The organism is Sediminispirochaeta smaragdinae DSM 11293 (assembly GCF_000143985.1).
Classification (GTDB): domain Bacteria; phylum Spirochaetota; class Spirochaetia; order DSM-16054; family Sediminispirochaetaceae; genus Sediminispirochaeta; species Sediminispirochaeta smaragdinae.
This window is the reverse complement of record NC_014364.1, coordinates 1,243,395-1,263,425: the sequence shown is the minus strand read 5'-3', so window position 1 is coordinate 1,263,425 and position 20,031 is coordinate 1,243,395. Positions and strand designations below refer to the sequence as shown.

Genomic DNA, 20,031 nt, shown 5'->3' with positions numbered 1-20,031 from the left:
AGATGGTCCTTTCTAATAATCGGTTTTCCGACTGATCATGCGACTAAAGGCAATAAGTACCAGGCTGATCAGGACGATGGCATTCGATATTGCCGCTCCATAGGCAAATCGCATTTCATTGGCATAATTTTGAAAGGCCGTCTGATACATAAAAATGGGAAGAACCATGGCATTGTTTCTCTGTAAGCCTTGGGTGGTGATGGAAAAAATCAGATCAAAGCCGCGGAGGGAACCGGCAATCGCCAGTACGGTCGAGACCAAAATGGTACCCGAAAGCAGAGGAACGATCACCTTCCGGAATATCTGGCCCTCTGTCGCACCATCTATTTTCGCTACTTCGATCAGACTTGTATTGATCTTCTGAAGATTGGCGAGAAAGATGATCATATACAAACCGGTATATATCCAGATCAGTGCAAAGCCGATGGGAATCATGACCGTATTCGGATGCAGCATCATCTCGAACTGAGCCGTAGGGTCCCCTGTCATCTTCTGAATAAGAACCGAAACAGGACCGTCGGCTTGGAAAAGTCGTTTCCACATGGTACCGATGACGATGGTCGATAGGAAATTGGGAAGGAACACGATGGTCTGGAAAAAATTTACGCCCCGGACCATCTTCCTGTAGAGAAGGTATGCCAGAATGAATCCGATGGGAATCTGGCCGAAGACGGAAACAGCCACGACAATCAGGTTGTTTTTCAGTGCATGCCAGAAATTCGGGTCGGAAAACATCGTCTTATATTGAAGCAGTCCGACAAAATTCCACGTCCCTCCCCGGTTTGGGTTGAAATCGGTAAAACTAAGCCAGACCGAATAGATAATCGGATAGGCAATGATGAAAAGATAGATCAACATCGCCGGAGCGGCCATTGCAAAAAAGGCCGGCAGCATGTGTCGTTCGCTTTTTTTCACGTAGGTAACACTCCTCGAAGAAAAGGGAGGGGAGTCTCCTCCCCTCCTCTAACAGGTAAGATCCTCTTAGCGCTGGATAAGTGATTCGACCTTTGCTGCTATCTCTTCAGCCGTGGCCGACCCGCTTGCAATCTGCTGCATACCGGAATTCAGGGCCTCAAGCGCATTACCGCTTACGTAGGCATCGATGACATCGGTATTCATTGCGGTCTGAGCAAGGGCAACCTTGCTTTTCATGATTGAAGGAAGATCTTCGGGAACCTGATAGTTCTTCAGAATTGGAGCGACAATTAAACCGTCACGCAGACGCTGGGTCGACTCTTCGACGCTGTAGAAGTAGCGCAGGAATTTGAGGGCAGCCTCACGAACGGCAGGGTCACTTCCGCCTTGTTTTGTCAGCCCATAACCAACCTGAATTGCCGCCGCAACAGAACCGGCGGTTTCGGGTTTTTCTCCGGGGAGCTTGGGCCAGGCAAGCAGCTTTGTATGATCGGCAACCTCGGGCGGGATTTCCCCTGCGACCCACTGCCCCTGGATCATGAAAAGGGCCTGTTCATTACTAAACTTAGATACATTGGCACCATAGTCTATCAGTACCGATTTGGAAGAAAGGACTCCGTCATCAATCATCTTGGTGATAAAGGCAAGGGAATCGACAAATACCGGATCGTCAAACCGATGTTTTCCCTGAACAGCTTCGGAGACCCAACGCGGATTTCCCGAAAGTCGGGCGGCAACCATGGACATCAGGCATGAATTCCAGGCCCAGCCGTCGGCACCATCGATGCTAATCACATCCAAACCGGCCGCCTTTGCCGCAGGAACCATAGCAACGATATCTTCGTAGGTTTGGGGAGCGGAAAAGCCAAGGGATGTAACCAACTTTTCGTTCATATAGAGAACCGTGGTAATGTTGCTGGTTCCGAGGGGAATCTCGAAGACTTCACCTTTTGGTCCCATGGGAGGAATCAAATTGAGATCATAGAAATCGCTGTCAATGTAATCGCGGTGGTCGAATTGTTGACCGGCCTCTTTCCAGGGGGCTCCCCAACGGGCATCCGCACCCATGTAGGCAAGATCGGGAATATCACCGGAGGCAAGCCGGGCAACAACCTTCTGATGGTACGCCTCATCGTACAGCAGTTCATAGTCGATCTTGATGTCGGGATTCTGCTCCTCAAAGGCCTTCACGATACGAACCCAGTTAACCCCTTCAGGGTTTGAGTTATTACCGTAAGCCATCGTCTTAATCACAATCTGCCCTTCGGCGGCTCTCTCTGCCTCCTGATTCCCGCCCGCAATCAAAAACGGGACACACAGGAGGGAAACCATTACAACCAGACATACTCTTTTCATACCCTTACGCTCCTTCTTTTGTCTTCTTTCCTTACGAAGAGAGAAGACTGATTTTATGATCAACAACTTTTATTACTGCTCTTTTATTCGCAAAAAGAATTGGCGATTTACAAGTTTCTCTTCGACGATATTCCATCCTTCTCACTTCAGGACCAAACACATCACTAAAATACGACCAAACCCTCCCTAAGGTTTCGCATCAAACTGGTTCCTTCCATTACCTCCAGATCACTGAACAGAGTATTGAGAACCATCCCCGCAGCACCGTAGGCCACTGCCCTATCGGCAAAGGATGAGTACCAGATCGATTTTTTGATGTCGGGGGTGTACGGATAGGGCCAGGATTTCTTGATCTCCTGCTCAAAAATATCCTTGACCCGAGGCCCCAATTCGTCAAAAGCACCCCCGAGAATGATGTGACTCATATTAAAGACATTCACAAGCAAGCCGGCATGTGCGCCAAGTTCATGCAAGAACTTATTCATAACCGCATCATCATCAAAAATACGACGATGCTCGTCACTGGTTAATGAGAATTGACCGACAGAATCCTCAGTACGAAAAAGGCTGCGGAACTCACCTGCGGCGTACTGGTGTCCATAGTGAACATTGCCATTGATGACAATGCCTATACCTACACCTATTTTTCCGGTTTTCGTACAATCCCGGTCTTCGTTGGTTCCAGTCTCCCGAAACTCCAATAAAAGAAAGATGAAATCTTTCAGATCTTTCCTTCGATGAAAGGCAAGCTCACCCCAGACACAAGCGTTCGCATCGTTATCAATAAATAAAGGAATATCAAAGCGAGAGGCAATATTGGTGAAGAAATCAAACGTGCTGTCGATCCCAAAGGGTTCGGAATAACGAATGGTCCCGTTTTGGGCATTCACAACACCAGAGAGCCCCACACCGATGCCCAGAAGGTTGACCTCTTTTCGCTCCAGCTCATCAATGAGCATATGAAGAATTTCGATCACTACAGACGTAAATTCCTCGCCAGCTATTGCAGTCCGTTCAAATCGTGAATAAATAATATCACCTTCAAGATCCACTGCTACGGCCGTATAAGAATCGGGGCGGAATTCAACCCCCAAAACTGCTCCATACTCTCTATTCAATTTTATATGTACAGGTTTTCTACCGCCTTGAGGCCCTGAAGATCCCTCCGAGGACTCTATGATCACACCTTTTTCAATGAGTTCGTTTACCGCGTGAGAGATGGTGGACTTATCAAGACCAAGGGAACGGGCAATTTCCACACGACTGGTCTCGCGATTGATCCAGATCTCGCGCATAATCCGTGATCGGTTGATCATTTTTGTTCGCTTCATCAACATATGCTTCCTATTAGTTGGTTGATTTTACATCCAACCAACACAATTCTCCCATCGGTTATCCAAACTGTCAAGCTTTTTCGCTAAAAACTCGAAATTATCCCCGTTTTTTCTTGTCATCTTCAAACAAAGCACGCTACAATAATGTCGTTAGTTGATTTTTAATCTAACCAAGGATGTACCATGAAACAACGCATAATAGTCGAGCATTGGACCTGGAGAAGTGATACCGACGACACCTTGGTAGATGCCACTGTTCCAGGTGATAATATAACGGCACTCTTTGAAGCGGGAAGAATTCCCGATCCCTTTTACGGACAAAATGAGACACAGCTTCAATGGATAGGTGAAAAGCCGTGGCGCCTGGAGGGGGCATTTCAACTGGAACAGGCCCTTCTCGATGCATCACAGCTTTTTCTGGATATCGAACGGATAGATACCTTTGCTCGAGTCCTTGTCAATGAAGTCGAGGTCGGTTGTTGCGATAATATGTTCAAACGATATCGTTTCGACCTCTCGGCAGCGGCTTGTGAGGGAAACAACCGAATTACCTTCCTCTTCGACGCCCCGATAAAACGTGCTGCCGAGTTGACCGAAAAGCTCCCCTATCCCGTTCCCCACATGATATACCCTGTCCAGGCCATGGGCAGGAACCTCATTCGCAAGGCCCAGTGTCATGCAGGATGGGATTGGGGCCCTTGCCTCATGGTCAGCGGGATCTATGCCCCCGTTACCGTCAACGTCAGCACCTTCGAAAGGATCGAGACCGTACATACGAATATGCTCCGAAAAAAAGGGGCGTGGGAGCTTGAAGTTGTGACGGAACTCTATGCGCCATCGGAGGGTACCGTGACGCTGGATATCAGCTGTGCAGGTGCCAGCCTGCGGGAAAAGCTCCTGCTTCAAGGGGGAAGTTCAACCGTCAGAAGAACAATAAGCGTTAAAAACCCCGAGTTGTGGTGGCCTGCCGGTTATGGGAAACAAGCACGCTATTCCTTGAAAGTAACCACGGACAACGATGAGGTGGAAAAGCTCATAGGCTTTAGAAGCGTGGAGGTGATTACCGATCCGGACGAACGAGGCATTCCCATGCGCTTTCGGGTAAACGGAGTAGATATCTTTTGCAAGGGAGCCAGCTGGATTCCCGTCGATTCCCTCCCCGGACGTTACGACGACGAGAGGACAGCGGAACTTCTCGATTCGGCAGCGGCGGCAAACATGAATATGATCAGGGTTTGGGGTGGCGGCGAATATGAAAGCGATTATTTCTACCAGCTCTGCGATCAAAAAGGAATCATGGTCTGGCAGGACTTCATGTTCGCCTGTGCCCTCTACCCTTCTCAACCTGAGTTTCTGGAAAATGTAAGGAGCGAGGTTGAATACCAGATCAAGCGTCTGAAGGACCATCCCTCTCTTGTACTTTGGTGCGGGAACAATGAGGATGTGGGCGCCCTGGCCTGGTTCGATGTTTCAAAGGCAAACCGTGATCGATACATCATCGACTACGACAGACTTAACGAAGGGGTTATAGGAGACGCAGTCAAAAGAATCGACCCCCAGCGCACATGGTGGCCCTCCTCTCCATCGGCCGGAGAGGGAGATTATTCCGATTGCTGGCATGACGACAGCAAGGGCGACATGCACTATTGGAGCGTTTGGCATGAAGGTAAACCGTTCGAGGCATACCGAGAGGTGATCCCCCGTTTCTGCTCCGAGTTCGGTTTCCAGTCGTTTCCTTCCCTCTCTCTGATCGAGAGCTTTTGTGATGGCGATCAGTTAAATCTCACCTCGCCGGTTCTTGAACACCGGCAACGGAACGATCGGGGAAACAGCATCATCATATCAACCATTGCCCGGTACTTCAGGTTTCCCGAGGGGTTCGAACGTATTGTCTACCTCAGCCAGGTCCAGCAGGTCATGGCCATATCAAGTGCTGTGGAGTATTGGCGAGGCATGCGTCCGATCTGCATGGGTGCCCTCTACTGGCAGCTTAACGACACCTGGCCGGCCATATCATGGTCATCCATCGAATACGGGGGAAGGTGGAAACCGCTCCATTATGCGGCAAAACGCTTTTTTGCGCCGACGGCCCTCATCAGCTACCGGGAAGAGGATGGGAAGATCACCATAAAGGGAATCAACGACACCGAACAAGCACTTTCAGGAAGCCTCGAAATTTCGTTTGTCGATTTTGCCGGGAATCTTATCGAAACCATTCGAGTCGAATCCTGTATCGAAGCCCAATCCGCGACTACCCTTGAAGCAATGGTCAGGAACCATGAGCAATGGATAAAAGGGGAGAGTTTTCTGAAAGCAAGATTCCAGACATACAGGGAAACAGAAGCGAACAAAGGGGACCCGCTTGAAACCATCCTCCTCCCCCTTGCCCCCAAACGTTGTGCCCTGAAGAAACCCAATATCGAGGTACGTCTTGCACAGGAGAACGGGGAAAATCAGAGCATCATACTATCAAGCGATCTGCCTGCGTTTTACGTCGTCCTGGAACTTCCGGGCTGGAAGGGAAGGTTTTCCGATAACTGCTTTCATCTGATGGCAGGGGAAGAAAAACGAATCACCCTCTCGAAAAAGCGGCTTCCAAAGGATTTTACCCCCTGTGATCTTCGGATTACAACGCTTGGTGATGATTATGAAGGGTGCTAAGCTCGTTTCAATGCGTGTAGTACACGGGTATACAGGTCGGCAGCCCTGTATACCTGATCGAATTCAACAAACTCGTTCATGGTGTGTGCCTCGGAAAGAGTACCCGGCCCAAGGATAATCGGAAGGCATCCCGCATCTCTAAGCAGATTAGCGTCAGAATGGCTACGAAAGGAACCCGGCATCCAGGGCAACGATAGAGAATCAAACACATCTTTCAAAAGAAGGGATAATGGATCGTTCTCGGCCATAACATAGCCGTCGGCAATGAAGGGCATGCTCAGCTGGTAGCCGCTTGTCGAGATGGAGGAAAGCTGATCGCGAAGAAAGCGATCAAGTTCCCGGGCATAACGTGCGGCATCGGTGCCCGGAGCAATATGGAGATCAATGGTAGAGGAACAGCGGTCGGGAGAGGCGAAACCCGATTCCGAACTATGAAGATCCCGGATATTCAAAACCGTGTCGTTCTGCGAGGCCTCGATGAACGCTTCGAGGCTCAGAAGCAGACTGAGCATGGTTCTGATCGCGTGGGACTCACGGTCCGACATGGCCGCATGACGGCGATACCCGAAGATGGTTATGATCGTCTCCAGGTAACCGTAATGACTTGTACAGGGGACAAGTCCTGTAGGTTCCGCAACGAGGGCCCCTCGGAATTGATATGCATCGAGGAGGGCTTCCGTTCCGTCGCCACTCTCCTCCTCCCCGACGACAAGAGAAAGCAGGAGATTCGAAGGAAGGAAGCCGCCTTCGAAGGCTGTAACAAAGGCCTCAATCAAGGCTGCGCAGCCTCCCTTCATGTCCGCCGTTCCCAAGCCCCTACAAAGTCCGTTTTCCTCGAAAAATGAATACTCTTCTATATCGAAAGCGGGAACGGTATCGATATGCCCGAGGAAAAGCAACTCGGGAGTGGCCCCATCCGCCGAAATTTCGAGATTAAAGCGGGATTCGTCCACCTGCCGAAGGGTTACAGGTATTCCCTGCTTCACACAATAGTCGACAAGGAATCTGGCGAGGTGTTCCTCTTTCCCCGAAGGCGAGTAGATATCTACCATATCACGGAGAAGAGTGTAAAGCCTGTCCCGATTCACAAGATTACCGTTCAATGCATCCTCCTCAAAGTTGCATGGTGAGGTAAACATGACGCGTCGGATTTTCAAACCCCTTTTTTCTGAAAAAAGAGATGGCAGGTTCATTATCCGCCTGTGTATCGACCATAAGCATTCTCACACCCTGTTTTTTCATTAATCGCTTAAACCGATCGAAAAGCATGCTTCCCAGTCCCGATCGGGCATAGTCCGGTTCCACGCCCAGCCAAACGAGGTGACCGTAGCTCCAGGCCGATCGAGCCTTCTCGATCGTGGTCCCCATTGCAAATCCAACGACCTTGCCATCGTCTTCGGCAACAAGGACATTCTCTGATTCCTGGTTAAAAAATGTAGTCACCTCATATTCATCCCAGGTCCGGTACAGATTTGAGTAACCATGCGATGTAAAAACCTTTTCTCCGAGATGAAAAATGGAAGCGAGATCATCGATTCCCGCCTGTCTCACCTCATATTCGACACCTTTATTCACGGGACCTCCCCTATTTCCCTTTTCGAAGCGGCCTCCGCCGGAGGCTGCTTCGCTTCGGATAGAATCCCTCGTTGACAACGCGGACATCCTCAATGGTATAAAAAGCTTTCGGATTGTAACTTTTGATAATACCGACGAAGTGGTCGATATGGGAACGTTTGACCACACTGTAAAAGACGGATACCTTACCGAAATTCCCATTGGCATCGATGACCGTAACCCCATAGCCTTCGTCACGTAACTTTTCCACCACGTCATGGGCATCCTGGCGTGTTATGGTCCGAATAATACACATGCCAAAGGCAAGGCGCGCCTCAAGGGTGATCCCGATAAAATTCCCCATAGCAAACCCCGCTCCGTAGGCAAAGTAGGTAACGGGATTCCCCAGGTTCTGCATAATCTTCGTAAGGGCGATAAGCCATATCAGCACCTCAAAGAAACCGAGCAGCGGGGCAATAAGCTTCTGTCCCCGGGCGACAAAAACGATGCGCATGGTACCAATGGTAACATCCGCAATTCGCGCAAAAAAAATGAGAAGAGGAAGCACAACCCAGGAAAAGATTGGTTCAGGTATAAAGCTCATATAGGTTGATTATGATGAGGGTAAAGGTGCAGGTCAACTCTTCTTTCATTCCATGCTCATCATCTGGATGCACAAATCATCATATTTACTTCCCGGATAGACCGAAATCACTTCAAAGTCTAAACAGTTCATGTTCCCGCTGTCATCAAAAAGCGAAGAAAGGTCAAAGAGCTGTTCATCGCCGACATCCGCCACATCGAGAACAAGGGACCTGCCGTTCGCACGGTTCGTTACCCGTGCCGATCGTAAGCGGCTGTTCTTTGCATACAGATCGGGACGTTCCGCAAAGGTATATCCGTTGATAAAATGAAGCGCCGTTTTCCTTTCTTTTCCGAGATTGATCGTGATGATATCGCCGATCCCCTTGCCGTATGCGCTTGCCCAGGGAAGATTGCCTGCATGGTGCAGATTATCGGAATCATAGACCGTGCTCCCATCATCCTCGATGAGATGTGAGCTTGCCGTATAGATGGGATACTCGAAGGGAAGACCGAGAATGAGGGGAAAAGCCAAGTCATCCTCCGACCAGAGTAGAAAATCCACCAAGGCGGCATTCACCTTCCAGGAACGAAACTTGTGGTTTGTCGTTATGATCGCACCACTGGAGTATGAAGAATCGTTATCGGAGATAATGCAGAATTTGTTTTTATAGGTATACGTATTGACCGAATCCGGGTACCTACTGAAATAAAACGTTCGGATTCTGCCGTCATCCAGGGTAAAAACGGTGCGTCCCGGTTCGGCGTGGATATTAGAGACAGTGATCGTATTTTGATCGTACGAAACAATATAGTCGTGAGGCCTATCGGGGTCATAGGTTAGATTAGGGGGATCATCGGAATAATAGACATCGGCACCGGGAGTTCCATCATCATTTATGGTATGCCAGCAGCCGGTACCGGGAATAAAGGTTCGCGTTTCACCGTGATCACCGACAAGCCCGTTTAGGCTGCGGCTTACAATATAGTTTTCCCCCTCCCGCTTCCCCGTAATGGTAAGGTGTTCTATCCTTCCGGTCTTTTCCCATACCGTATGACGGTTGAAGGAGCTTATATAACCATCGGCATCGAAGAGTGCAGTTACAAAGACAGTACAGTCCGTCTCATTGCTTTCGTCGTAATAATATTCGCTTATATCGATATATTCGCCCTGCTGTGCATACAGCACGACAGAAGATAAAAAAGCAAGGTACATGAAAAGAAGGACCCGACAGGAACGTTTCATTGCTTTCGTTACTCCTACTCCAAATAGCCGCCGAAGCACCAGCCGCTCAGTGCGTCGGGCAGCGAAACCTGTACCCATCTTGCAGCAATGCCGTCGATGGTATCCTCGCTATCAAGTTGCAAGATACGTACCTCCCTATCTTTTGGTATTGTCCTGATGATATCACTCTCGATAGCAGGAGCCGCACGGAGACGGAGATTTGCCGTCGTACACATTGCCTTGCCGATTTTCAAGGAACAGATGCCCTTCTGCTTCCAATCGATATCCGAAGCATACACCACATCCATGGGAACTGCAGGGTGACTATGCTTCTCTATGGCACTATTCTCGGCAGCGCTTATTCGCCGGGCTCCGCAGGAAACAATCTCAGGGAAAAACAGCTTTGGGTCGACATAGCCGAACGAGGCATAGTCGAATTCACTCCTGCTACTGTCCGTTCGTTTTTCCAGTGCAGCACCAAAAACCCAGGCAGCGTGGCTTGTTTGAGTGTTTGAGGCAACACCGTAACGAGGTACAAAAAACCAGTGCGCCGTCACACCGTCTATGGTATCCTCTTTTACGGTATAAGCTTCCACACCAATGTACTCGCCGGGATGTATGCGGCAGCAGCCGGGATATACATACAGGTTTTCGGTACTCATGTTCTGATCGGAATAATATATCTGATTATAGTGATACACCGGAGATGAACGATCCGGAGCAGTATGTAAGATCTGTTCTTCTATTCCAACATAGGGAGCGGAGGCCACAACGCATTCATAACCGCCGATCAAGACATGCGCGCCCTCTTCAGGCGGTGTGGAATGATAGATATCAGCTTCGTTGGTGCAGTTTTCGGGAGAAAGATGGTACGTTGCTCCAAGGGTCGGCTCATCGGAAAATATCAGTATCGTTGTCCCCTCCTCGCCGGAAAGCGTCACCCGGGAACCCGATATACTAACACTACCCTTATCCACAGGAAAGAAACCGGCACCACCGGAATCTTCTATTCGAATTTCAAACTGCAGCAAGCCTGACTCGGAATCCGTCTCAAAGAAGAGGCTCTCTACATCCAAATCGTGGAACATCCGGAAAAAACGCTTCCCCGAAAGGGTTTCCTGCAGGGGCGATCCCGAGTCTCCGACAGAAATACCATGTTCTGCACATACTGCTCCGCATACCAGCAAAAGCAGGACTATACAGGCTGCCACAATCCGTATGTTTTTTATCATCTATTTTATTTCCTTTTTTATCTATTCTTTTTCCCTGCGAAACTGTCAAACGATACAATAGACACATTGCCAGGTTATGTAAAGTCAGATAAGCGGAGCTATATGTCTCGACGCAATATAACAGGATGGTGCGTATGAAACAGTATGGACATGATAATTCGTATTGTGAAAAACGGAAGTAGATTGTTGCGACGTGAGTATAAGATCATTCAGCCTCACCGTTCTCAATTATTGCGCTCTTCCTCTGATTTCCTTGTGCTATAACAAAAGAATCAGAGGAAGAGCATCTATAAATTCCCTCTATTAAACAATGACTACTGGTTTTATTAATTCCTTAGGTTTGTCCTTCATCAGAAACAATGCCTCTTCAAGATGCTCCATACCATTGAATTTGTGGGTTATAAGTTTGCCTAAATCAATTCTGCCTGTTGTGGCAAGCGCCGCAAGTTTCTCCATCCTAAGCCTGCCGCCCGGCATCAAGCCTCCGGCAATAACTTTGTGTCCCATCCCGCAACCCCAGTCAAGTCTATTAATCAAAACGTTTTCTCCGCTGCCAAGATAATTAACATTGCCAATTCTTCCGCCTGGCTTTAGTATTTTTAATACTTGATTAAAGGTTTCCGTTGCGGTACCGCCTGCTACAATTGCCTTATCGACACCTTTCCCATTGGTTTTGTCCATGATTTGTTCAACAAGATCACCATCGCGATAATTAATAATATCCGTTGCGCCATATTCTCTAGCAACCTGCGAACAAACTGGACGTGAACCTACTGCATATATATTGGCTGCACCTGATAAGGCGGCTCCTGCAACTGCCATTAACCCAACAGGCCCTATTCCGACGACACATACGTCATCTCCAAATTTGATTTCAGCTAATTCAACACCATGAAAACCAGTTGGTACCATATCACTTAACATGACAGCTTCTGCAACATCAAGTTCATCAGGCAAAAGGGCAAGGTTTCCATCAGCGTCGTTTACATGAAAGTAATCTGCAAAAACACCATCTTTAAAATTAGAAAACTTCCAGCCTGCCAGCATTCCTCCCGAATGCATGGAAAATCCGGCCTGAGATTCCGGGGAAGACCAGTCAGGTGTAATTGCGGGTATAATCACTTTGTCACCCGATGTAAAATCTTTGACCAGAGAACCGACTTCGACTACTTCTCCCACGGCTTCATGTCCCAGAATCATATCCGTTCTTTCTCCGATGGCGCCTTCCCATACGGTATGCACATCGGAAGTACATGGAGAAACAGCCAGTGGTTTTACGATTGCATCAAGCGGTCCACATTCAGGCGTGTCCTTTTCAACCCACCCGGTTTTACCTATTTTTCGCATTGCGAAACCTTTCATATAAAGCGCCTCCTAAAATACCACATGTAATCTGTCTACCTGCATGAAGTACTTATTTAATAAGTAATTTTATATCGATATATAAACACTCTATTGTCTATTTGTCAATCACTCGTTGATATTTTTGTAGTGTTCGGAATCCTGGTGATACGTATGCCATTTTGCTGGTAAAATACTTGTTTTTATCATCAATGCAATCAAACGAAAAACGACAGCCGTTTTTGATCTGTACCTTTAGTTGATCATACGCATTAAGAAATCAAAAGAGTCCTGTATCCTCTTACCGGCGGTGTCAACTCGTATGACCTCTTTATGCCATGGGTGGTACACTCGCTTCTGAATATCTTCCCATCCTGGTAAGGTCAAACCGGCAATTTCGTTGGTTCGATGCTGCGCCCTTTTTTGATGTTCCACTGCATCACTGCATACAACTTCAATATTAATAAAATCGGCACCGTTCTCCATCGCAACGTGTTCCCATTCGTTTCTGGTTAACACCCAGGGATTACAAGAATCGGCAATGACATGAATGCCTGATTTCAGATTATCGGCAGCAATGCTATAGGCCAAACGATACCCTTCCCCCTGGACATCACACGAGCAGAGATCACGCAGCCCCTGTTCGATGGTATCTATTCTTAGATACGCACCGGAAATCTTTTGTGCCAGTAGTTTCGCAAGGGTTGATTTCCCTGTCGCAGGCAACCCTGAAAAGATGTACAACCTTGGTTTCATTTTTTCTTTCAGCTATCAGTTTCCGTTCATTCTATCATATAAGTCGGGATAGTACTGAGGGCAAATGTAATGCCGTGTTCTGCACGGCGGATCGATATACGACAGCTTCAACGGCATAAGTCTTTTCTCCAATCTTTCTGCAACAAGAATATCGTCCTCAACAACATTATACCGACCGGTTCCAATTGATATTTTAATTCCGCCCAAGTCACACCATATGAAGACCTCCTCCCCAAATAGTACTGTATGGCACGGCTGCTCAATCCATCGCGTTCCGGGAATCAAGCGCGGGAATCTTGAAAATTCATCTCCGGTGTAAGATGTTCCCGGAACAGCTTGCTCAGGTTTCGTTGTAAATCGATTGTATCTGATCCCGATCCTCTCAAAAATGCTGATTAAATCTTCACTATCTGCGTACCGGATTGCCACGTCAACGGAATCGCCATCGTTTGCATGGCCCCCGTATGCTCTAAAAAAACGGAATAGTTTCATCCGAAGGGCCCAGTTTATGATGGTTTCTTTTGAGTGTGACTCATATACATAGCTGTCCCATCGGTCCAGAACATTGGATTCTCTCGATCTCGGTTTCATTTTTTACTGGCCCCTACCGCTTCTTCTGGTATCATTAATATAGCTTTTGAAGGCAGCATATCATATAGGTATGGCTTATTGACGTTATAGGTTTATTGTGGATAGCTTTGACTATGATCACACGTGAAACGGTAACCGCTTTTGGATTGTATCTCCTCACACAGCCCTTGTCGGTAGCCTTCGACTTTCGCGCAAGGGATTGGAGGGGTGCCGAAGGCAGACCCCGCAGGGGCCAAGGGCCCCGAGGAGGCCGGAGCGAGCAGCGGAGCCCCGCAAAGCCCGGTTTCTGCCGCAGGCAGAAATGCGCCCAAAAACATCAAATTCGAAGTTTATGTCTTGTCACCGATCCAGGTCCTGATCTTTTTAAACAGCAGCGGCTCAAGGATCGGCTTTGCGAGGAAATCGTCCATACCGGCTTCACGACACTTGTCGATATCTTCCTTGTATGAGTGGGCGGTAAGGGCAATGATCGGTACCGTAATTCCTTGCGCGCGTATCATCCTGGTCGCTTCAAGACCGTCGATCTCGGGCATACCGAGGTCCATCAAAATAAGCGAATAATCATTGCTTTCGGCCAGCCTAACCGCCTCACGCCCGTTTGCCGCTACATCGACCGCAAAACCTTTGTTTTGAAGGAGCGTTCCCAAATAGAAACGGTTGATGCCTTCGTCTTCGCAGACAAGGATTTTGCCGATACCGCTGTTGTTATCCGATGCGGTTGTCCTCTCCGTTTCTTCCGCTTCTTCCTGCGGGGGAGCAACGGGAAACGAAAGACTGACCGTAAAAGATGTGCCGCCGGGGCTGCTCTCCACCGAAATGGTTCCGTCCATGGCATCGACCAGCTGTTTGACGATGGCAAGGCCCAGTCCCACGCCTTTCGAACTTTTTGCGTATCCGGTATCGAGCTGGGTAAAGCTCTCAAAAATCGAGCCTGTTTTATCCTTCGGGATTCCGATTCCGGTATCGGATACGGTCACAGTATAGCTCCGCCTTCTCTGCGCTTCTGCCTGAGTAAGTTCTGCCGGGGCAATGGTTAGCTTTAGCGATATGGAGCCCGATTCGGTATACTTTAGGGCGTTGGAGACAAGATTGGTAACGATCTGTATGAAACGGTTTCGATCGCCAAGTACCTCTAAGGAGGGATCGGAGGCTTCAATATCCAGAAAGAAGTCCAGCCCCTGAGCCTTTGCACGCTCTTCAAAGAGATGGTAGACATAGGCAAGGGCCTTTTCAGGATCAAAACGGGTCTCATGCAGCGGCAGGGTCCCTGATTCGATGCTCTCGACATCCAACAAATCATTCACCAATTGATTCAGATTTTCTGCTGCAGTGCGTGAATAGTCGAGGAAGGAGCGCTGGTTCTGATTGAGCTTTGTCTTTGCCAACAGGGAAAACATGCCAAGCATTCCCGTCAGAGGGGTACGAATCTCGTGGCTCATGTTTGCAAGAAAGAGACTCTTGGCCTTTGTCGCTTCCTCCGCGACCTTCCGGGCCTTCTCAATCTCTGCGGTTCGCTCCTTTACCTTCTGATCGAGTTCTCGGTTGATTCGCTCCTGCTCCGCATAACGTTCTTCAAGGCGCTGACGGCGTATTCGGTAATGGTTAACCAGTAAAAGCACGAAGAGAAGAGAAACAAGCAGGTAAGCGGCAAAGGCCGGATGACTCAGCCACCAGGGGGGAAGGACCCGTATAGGAATCGTCAAGCCAGTTTCATTCCAGTTTCCTCTGCTGCCAGCCCCGATAATTCTTAGGGTATAACGACCGGGATCAATGTTTGTATAACGGACATAGTTACGGGTGCCAGAGTAGATGAGGGAATCATCAAAGCCTTCAAGCATAAATGCATACTGATTTCTTTCCGGCGAGGAATAGTCAAGTGCAGCGACCTGGAGAGAGAAAAGCTTGTCGGAAGGTGAAAGGAGAAGCTCCTCATAGCTCTTCTCTCCGGACTTCAGGAGCTTGCGTTCTTCGCCGAGGACCTCAAAGTGCGTCACTACTAGCGGAGGGATATAAGGATCCCCCGCGGTATCTTCACGGTCGATGATGGTAACGCCGCGAACCCCGCCGACATAGAGGTTTTCCGACCGGCCGAGGGTAAGGCCGGTGGTGAGTTCGCTGGTCAGAAGGCCGTTTTCGGCATCTATTGTGCGGAAGGTCCCCTGCTCCACATTATAGATGCATAAGCCTCGATTCGTGCTGAGCCACAACTCACCGGGATTTCGTTCAACCATGGCGAGTATGTGGTTACTAAGAAGTCCATCCTTTCGGGAAACTGCGGAAAAGGAATCATCTTTGCGGTTATAGCGATTCAAGCCCCCTCCGGCAGTTGCGATCCAAAGGGTACCGGAAGAATCTTCAAGGATCACTCTGATATTGTCACTGCTCAAGGTTTGCGGTTGGTCGGGATCATGATAGTAGCGGGAAAAGGTTCCTGTATTGGCATGATAACGGTTCAGGCCGTTATTGGTGCCAATCCATAGTATCCCATAGCTATCCTCAAAGACCGTCCTGACCAGATTGTCGCTCAGGCTTCCGGGGTCAGCAGCATCATAGGCATAGTTGATAAAACGCTCTTCTCCGGCCTTTTTGACAGCAGCCCCCGAAGAGTTTGTTCCAATCCAGAGATTTCCCTTACGGTCTTCGGCCATGGTATAGATGATGCTCTCCGGCGGTGTTCGATCACTACCATCGGCATATACGCGTTCGAACGTGTCACTATCGGGAAGATAGCGATTTAGTCCGTCGTTGGTACCGATCCAGAGATGATCCTCCCTATCGCGAAAAAGTACGTTGACAATATTGTCGCTGAGGCTATGGGTATCTTCCTTGTCGAAGCTATAACGGCGAACCATACCGGTAGCAGGATCATAGTGGTTGAGACCGCCGGAATACACACCGATCCAGAGGCTGCCGTCTTCATCTTCCAGGATTGAGGTTACCTTTCCCTCGCTCAGTGAGTTGGGATTCCCCGATTCATTGACAATAAAGCGATACCGGTTCGACCATTCGACATACTTGTTGACCCCACCCCCATTTGTCCCTATCCAGATGATACCGGAGTCATCCTCGAAGAGAGAGTAGACAACATTGTGGCTCAGCCCCTTCTGCTCCACCGCATATTCTTTGTCGCGGTATTGGATCGTCTCTCCGTTCTCCGGATTGAGGACAATAAGTCCATCGCCCCAGGTCGCGGCCCAAATACGCCCCTTGGAGTCGTTCATTATCTGATAAAGCATCTCCGAAGGAATGGGATAATGATGTATTCGGCCGTTTGCTACATCCAAAGAGCTTATGCCTCCGTCCCAGGTTCCGACAAAAATCGACGATGAGTCCTCATTATTCCTACACAAGGACATGACATAAGGAGAGAGCAGGCCATTGCCGTCTCCTGCAGTGTCGATCGGAATCTGTTCAAAGGCATCCGTTTCCGGGAGGTAGCGGGAAAGCCCGCCGTAACTGCCAATCCACAACTGGCCGAAATCGTCGACAAGGAGTGTTCTGATCACTTTATCGGGAACGGAGGAGGGATCATCGGGATCGGGATAATAGCGGGTAAAGCTTCCGGTTTTCGTGTCGAGTCGATTTAAGCCGTCAAGCGTACCGACCCAAAGGTTTCCGTCTCTGTCCCGTGTGATGGCCACGACAACATTATTGCTGAGAGAATCGGGACGCCGGGCGTCATGAATGTAGGCATCGAAATCTCCGCTTTTGGGATCGAAACGATTCAAACCACCGTATGTACCGAGCCAGATGATACCGGCCTCATCAAGATAGGTCGTTTGAATCAGATTATGAGAGAGAGAGTTTCGATTGAAGGGATCATTTTCATAATAGGTGAAAGAGTATCCATCGTATCGATTCAGACCCGCCTGAGTGGCGATCCAGATAATCCCATCCTTGTCCTGAAGGATGCCGGAGACGGAAGAGCTACTCAGCCCCTCCCTGGTCGTCAATGGATCAAAACGAATCTGCCGTGGCAGATCCAAGCCATGAAGCAGGAAGCCGGAATACAAAAATAGCAAAAATAGTAATATCCGGTGTATATCTCTAATCACTCTAAGGCGATTATAGGGCGAATAGGCCGACTGATCAAGAAAAACATGGGAAAATCAGTATATCCATTATGAGAGAAATTGATTTCCAAATCGGGATTTCCTACACTTAGGCTATATGAATTCAAAGTGGGAACAAGCGAGAAAAAACCAGCTTTCCATTCTGCGATTCACGGTTCTCCTTCTTTTTTTGTTTCTGGCGGCTCTCATGGGAATACTTTTCGGACCCGTCAGATCGGCACTTATAGAACGGGACCTTCACGAATTTCAGACAAGAAGCGAGTTGGTCCGTAACGCCGTCGACTCTTTTCTCTACCAGAGCAGTCAAATCGCCGCCCAGATTCCAAGCAGAACAAGGATCAGGGAGGAGCTGATTGCACTTCGGGAAGGGAAACGAAGTCTTGAATCATACATCACATTTGCCCGTCCCAAATTAGAAGATGCAGTCCTGTCCAGCCCGGAAATTGCCGGAGTCTATCGGTTTCAACCAGATGGTTTTCCCATTACCGGAGCAGGACTGAATAAGGAAGAATTTCCTCCGCTCGACTTTGATCCGGAGAAGACTCTCATCCTTTCCGAGACAGGGGTGATTGATGATCACCCCGTATTTTTCATCATGCTTCCCATCACAGACCCTTCCTTCGGCCTTGCAGGATTCGATCTGGTGGCAATCTCATTGAAGGCACTCAACCAAACACTTCAGATGGCAAGCCTTGCCACCAAAGGGCTGAAAAGCGTTCTTTTCTCGGAGGGCGAGGGCCTGACCCCCATCGCCAATAGCGGATTTACGGCTTACCGTTTTACGGATGTGGAACCCATCATACGGGGAGTCCTGCCAAAGCCCCTCAATCATAAGAGTCAGTTGCACTTTTCTCTTCAGGGAGTCGAGCAGCGTGGCGAACTGTATCATATCACCAATCACTGGTATCTGCTGGTTGCAAGAGATGAAGATGAACTGCTTCATGAATCCATACGCCAGAGTCGCCTTTTTGCCACAGTGATCTTTTCACTCGGAATCATTGCACTGGCCTTCAGTATTCTTGCCTTGAGATTCCTATCGGGAAGGACGCTTGCCGAAACAGAAGAACTTAGTCGTCTCGTAGATGAGCGGACAAGCGAGATTAATCTGCTGGTTCGGGAGGTGCATCATCGGGTAAAAAACGACCTCAACATGGTTCAATCCTTTCTTGCAATCCGCGAAAGCCAAAGCAATGATCCCAAGATAAAAGAAATTCTCCACGATGCCCAGGGTTCTATTTTGACCATGAGTAAGATCTACGAATACCTCTACCAGGCCGCCGACGACTATTCATCGGTCGACCTTCCCTTTTTTGCCCGTGGGCTGTTACAAAATCTCAGAACAGGGCTATCCGGTAAGGAGCTTCAGTTACACACCACCATCGACGAAATCACCTGCCAGAGGCAAAAGGCCATCGCCATCGGCATTATTATCAACGAGCTGGTGACCAATTCCCTAAAATATGCCGGAGACGAAAACGGTATAGTCGATATATCCCTTAGCATCAAGAAGCAGGAGGGAAATCGGTTGAGGATTGAGGTTACGGACAACGGCCCCGGCTTTCCCGACTCCGTCCTTCAGGGAGAGAAGAGCTTCGGATTGACCATGGTCAACGCTCTTGCCCAGCAGCATGGCGGCAGCCTTAGCTTCGCTAATAGCCCGCAACCCAAAGTGATAATCGACATCGAGATTTAGTGGTCCCGTAAGGGTGAGGCGTCCTCTTCCTTTATGGGAGCAAAGGTCTTCTCATACCATGCTCTTCCGTGGCTGGTAACCAGAACGGCCTCGGCAAGCCCCTGCCCCACCCTGCGGACAGTATCCATACCGACGGTATCTTCCCGAGCACCTTCGGCCTTTCGGTCTTTGGACCAGATGGTACCACCGTTATAGCAACCGCCCAGTCCTCCAAAGGCAAACATCTCATGCATCAGATAGAAGTTATGAATGATCTGCAGTGTGAACTCCTGACCGCCATGGCGGGTTCCGCCGCTGGTAAGAGCCGCACCAGGCTTGCCTCGCAATTTTCCGGGATGGACGAGATAGATGGGCCGCAGACGGTTGAAAAGGGCGGTCAACTGGCTTGTTATTCCCATGTCATAGACGGGAGAGGCGATAAGTAGGCCATCGGCCTCAAGGAAGGGGGCTTCGAGCTCTTTCAGATCATCGGCTATCACGCACATCGTCTTCTTTTTTATGCAGGTATCACAGTGGATACAAGGGCGAATTTTCTTTCCCCTTATGGTCCAGAATTCGGTCTCTATGCCGTCGACCGATTCGGCTGCTTTCAAGGCTTCTTTCAATGCGTATTCCGTTGCCCCGTTTCGGGGGCTCCCGCAAATACCAAGAATCTTCGCCATACAATGTCCCTCCTTCACAATACGAAACAGTAAAACGATTAACAAGCAAAATCAAG

15 protein-coding genes are annotated in these 20,031 nt (G+C 48.9%); 2 read left to right on the top strand and 13 right to left on the bottom strand.

Annotated features, from left to right (window positions below; translation table 11 throughout):
* Positions 1-12 precede the first annotated feature (12 nt).
* The 3 genes from SPIRS_RS06035 to SPIRS_RS06025 form a co-directional block, all read right to left on the bottom strand.
* Positions 13-915 (bottom strand): carbohydrate ABC transporter permease, encoded by a 903-nt coding sequence (locus SPIRS_RS06035; protein ID WP_013253792.1) that lies wholly within the window; start codon positions 913-915, stop codon positions 13-15.
* Between the two features lie 66 nt (positions 916-981).
* Positions 982-2,271, bottom strand: coding sequence for an ABC transporter substrate-binding protein (locus SPIRS_RS06030; RefSeq protein WP_013253791.1), 1,290 nt, complete (start codon positions 2,269-2,271; stop codon positions 982-984).
* A 164-nt stretch (positions 2,272-2,435) separates the two neighbouring features.
* Positions 2,436-3,602 (bottom strand): ROK family transcriptional regulator, encoded by a 1,167-nt coding sequence (locus SPIRS_RS06025; protein ID WP_245537710.1) that lies wholly within the window; start codon positions 3,600-3,602, stop codon positions 2,436-2,438.
* A gap of 186 nt (positions 3,603-3,788) precedes the next feature.
* Between SPIRS_RS06025 and SPIRS_RS06020 the strand changes: the two genes are divergently transcribed.
* Positions 3,789-6,266, top strand: a complete 2,478-nt coding sequence (locus SPIRS_RS06020) for a beta-mannosidase (RefSeq protein WP_013253789.1) — start codon at positions 3,789-3,791, stop codon at positions 6,264-6,266.
* Here the strand turns inward: SPIRS_RS06020 and SPIRS_RS06015 are convergent.
* The 9 genes from SPIRS_RS06015 to SPIRS_RS05975 all read right to left on the bottom strand — a co-directional run bounded on the left by SPIRS_RS06015 (position 6,263) and on the right by SPIRS_RS05975 (position 17,569).
* Positions 6,263-7,369 (bottom strand): M20 family metallopeptidase, encoded by a 1,107-nt coding sequence (locus SPIRS_RS06015; RefSeq protein ID WP_013253788.1) that lies wholly within the window; start codon positions 7,367-7,369, stop codon positions 6,263-6,265. The two genes, SPIRS_RS06020 and SPIRS_RS06015, sit on opposite strands and share 4 nt — an antisense overlap.
* Positions 7,370-7,379: 10 nt before the next feature.
* Complete coding sequence (locus SPIRS_RS06010; RefSeq protein WP_013253787.1) at positions 7,380-7,841, bottom strand: GNAT family N-acetyltransferase; 462 nt, start codon at positions 7,839-7,841, stop codon at positions 7,380-7,382.
* A 10-nt stretch (positions 7,842-7,851) separates the two neighbouring features.
* The gene (locus SPIRS_RS06005) at positions 7,852-8,424 is read right to left on the bottom strand and encodes a DUF2179 domain-containing protein (protein ID WP_013253786.1); all 573 of its coding nucleotides are present in this window, start codon (positions 8,422-8,424) and stop codon (positions 7,852-7,854) included.
* Between the two features lie 45 nt (positions 8,425-8,469).
* The gene (locus tag SPIRS_RS06000; RefSeq protein ID WP_013253785.1) at positions 8,470-9,648 is read right to left on the bottom strand and encodes an NADase-type glycan-binding domain-containing protein; all 1,179 of its coding nucleotides are present in this window, start codon (positions 9,646-9,648) and stop codon (positions 8,470-8,472) included.
* Positions 9,649-9,662: 14 nt separating this feature from the next.
* A complete protein-coding gene (locus tag SPIRS_RS05995; protein WP_013253784.1) occupies positions 9,663-10,859 on the bottom strand; it encodes an SH3 domain-containing protein in 1,197 nt (398 codons plus the stop codon).
* Between the two features lie 303 nt (positions 10,860-11,162).
* The gene (locus SPIRS_RS05990; RefSeq protein ID WP_013253783.1) at positions 11,163-12,221 is read right to left on the bottom strand and encodes an NAD(P)-dependent alcohol dehydrogenase; all 1,059 of its coding nucleotides are present in this window, start codon (positions 12,219-12,221) and stop codon (positions 11,163-11,165) included.
* Between the two features lie 234 nt (positions 12,222-12,455).
* On the bottom strand, positions 12,456-12,956 hold the full coding sequence (locus SPIRS_RS05985) for an AAA family ATPase (RefSeq protein WP_013253782.1): 501 nt from the start codon (positions 12,954-12,956) through the stop codon (positions 12,456-12,458).
* Between the two features lie 15 nt (positions 12,957-12,971).
* Positions 12,972-13,547: a hypothetical protein gene (locus tag SPIRS_RS05980; protein WP_013253781.1), complete on the bottom strand. Its 576-nt coding sequence runs from the start codon at positions 13,545-13,547 to the stop codon at positions 12,972-12,974.
* Between the two features lie 329 nt (positions 13,548-13,876).
* Positions 13,877-17,569, bottom strand: a complete 3,693-nt coding sequence (locus tag SPIRS_RS05975; RefSeq protein WP_013253780.1) for a hybrid sensor histidine kinase/response regulator — start codon at positions 17,567-17,569, stop codon at positions 13,877-13,879.
* A gap of 148 nt (positions 17,570-17,717) precedes the next feature.
* Here SPIRS_RS05975 and SPIRS_RS05970 point away from each other — a divergent pair, with 148 nt between their 5' ends.
* Positions 17,718-19,313 carry a sensor histidine kinase gene (locus SPIRS_RS05970; protein WP_013253779.1) on the top strand — a complete coding sequence of 532 codons (1,596 nt, stop codon included), beginning with the start codon at positions 17,718-17,720 and terminating at the stop codon, positions 19,311-19,313.
* Here the strand turns inward: SPIRS_RS05970 and SPIRS_RS05965 are convergent.
* Positions 19,310-19,975 (bottom strand): flavodoxin family protein, encoded by a 666-nt coding sequence (locus SPIRS_RS05965; RefSeq protein ID WP_013253778.1) that lies wholly within the window; start codon positions 19,973-19,975, stop codon positions 19,310-19,312. The genes SPIRS_RS05970 and SPIRS_RS05965 overlap by 4 nt on opposite strands.
* Positions 19,976-20,031: the final 56 nt, after the last annotated feature.